We start from the raw sequence: 1830 nt of genomic DNA, 5'->3' as shown, positions 1-1830 counted from the left end.
GTCCTTGGTCAGGCAGGGGGCTATGACGGCGCGCAGTGACTCGGGAAGCGGCGTCAGATCGGGCTCGCCGTGCACCACCTGGTACAGCAGCGCGGCGGCGGAGGAGTCGCCGAAGGGTCCGGCGCCGGTCGCGGCGAAGACCAGCACCGCGCCGAGCGCGAAGACGTCGCCGGCCGGCCCCATGGGCTGTCCGGTGGCCTGCTCGGGGCACATGTAGCCGGGGGAGCCGACGACGATGNNGGCCGCCAGCAGGACGTTGGACGGCTTGAGGTCGCGGTGGACCAGCCCGGCGGCGTGCACCGCGGCCAGCGCCTCGGCCAGCCCGGCGCCGAGCGCCCGTACGGTCTCCTCGGGCAGCGGGCCGTGCTCCTCGACCGCGTCGGCGAGGGAGGGACCGAGGACGTAGGCGGTGGCCAGCCAGGGGGTGGCGGCGTCGGGGTCGGCGTCCACCACGGGGGCGGTGTAGGCGCCGTCGACGGCGCGGGCGGCCTCCACCTCGCGCCGGAACCGGGTGCGGAAGTCGCTGTCCTCGGCCAGTTCCGCGCGTACGGCCTTGACGGCGACGGTGCGGCCGCCGGCGTTGCGGGCCAGGTAGACGCGGCCCATCCCGCCGGCGCCGAGTCTGGCCACCAGCCGGTAGGGGCCGAAGCTCTCCGGGTCGGCCGCCTCGAGTGGGTTCATCTCTGCCTCCGCCTGCCGTCGGTGTGCGCAGGGGGGCCCTGCGGACGGGGGTTGTGTCGGTCGAGCGTAGTGGTGGTGCGTCTGTTGACGCTCAGACGGGTGGGAGTGCGTAGACGCGGTCCCCGTGGACTGCGTAGAGCCGGGAGCCGTCGGTGCTGAGTTTCCAGTCGCGGCCCAGGTCCTGCCCGTCGCGGAAGTTCCACAGGATCGAGCCGTCGCGGGTGTCGAGCGCGTACACGCCGTTGGCGTCGCTGAACGCGGGGACGAACAGCACATGCCCGATGACCACGTTGGCCAGCAGGTCGCCCGGGTACTGCACCTGGTCGGTGGACCACCGGGTGCTGCGGTCGGCGACCGACAGGGCGTTGACCCGGTAGACGGCGTCGCAGACGTACAGGGTTCCGGCGGCGACCGCGGGCGGCCCCCAGGCGTTGCGGCGCGCCTTGCCGGCGGGGAGCTTCCAGCGCGGTGCGCCGGTGCGCAGGTCCAGCGCCTGCAGCGCGGATCCGCCGAGGTAGACGGTTCCGTCCGCGACGGCGGGCGGGATCTGGGTCCGGCCGGCGGTGGCGCTCCACAGCTGGACGCCGGTGCGGGTGCTGCGGACGACGACGTTCTGCCGGGAGTCGGTGTAGACCAGGTGGTCGCCGGAGAGCACCGGGAGCACCCAGTCGTCCACCGTCGCCTTGCGGTGCTGCATCCACAGCTGCCGCGGGGTCTGCCCGGTGGCGGAGACCGCGAAGATCGCCCGGGTGTCGAGGTTGCCGAGGTCGAGGACGGGTTGTCCCGCGGCGTCGAGGGGGTACTGGTTGCCCGTCAGGTAGACGGCCCGGTCGTCGGCGCAGAGCGCGGTGGTGAGGCCGACCTGAGGGGGTGGCTGGTAGGTCCAGCGATGGGCCCCGGTGGTGGCGTCGATGCCGACCAGGTCGCTGTCGCCGCTGGTCAGGTACATCACCAGCCCGGCTCCGGCGGCGATCGGCACGGGCAGGTCCGGTCCGGGGCCGGGCTGGGACCACCTGGTGCCGCCGGTGGCGGCGTCGAGAGCGGTGGCGCGCTCCCCGGCGACGATCACCGAGCCCCGGTACGGGGTCACCGCCACCTCGGCGAGGCTGTGGCCCTGGAAGGTCCAGAGCGGCTGAGGCGGGACCCCGG

The 1830-nt window shown here is 74.2% G+C and carries 2 protein-coding genes; both read right to left on the bottom strand.

Annotation, left to right across the window (positions count from 1 at the left end; translation table 11 throughout):
• Positions 1-240: 240 nt before the first annotated feature.
• A partial coding sequence (locus AOK09_RS42975) for a protein kinase domain-containing protein (RefSeq protein ID WP_245687648.1) occupies positions 241-681 on the bottom strand: 441 nt, incomplete at its 3' end.
• A 91-nt stretch (positions 682-772) separates the two neighbouring features.
• Positions 773-1830: outer membrane protein assembly factor BamB family protein (locus AOK09_RS36285; RefSeq protein ID WP_157876193.1), on the bottom strand; the 1058-nt coding region annotated here is incomplete at its 5' end.

It is taken from the genome of Peterkaempfera griseoplana, assembly GCF_001418575.1.
Taxonomy (GTDB): Bacteria; Actinomycetota; Actinomycetes; order Streptomycetales; family Streptomycetaceae; genus Peterkaempfera; species Peterkaempfera griseoplana.
Note: the sequence above shows the minus strand (reverse complement) of the source record. Positions and strands in the feature narration are given on the sequence as shown.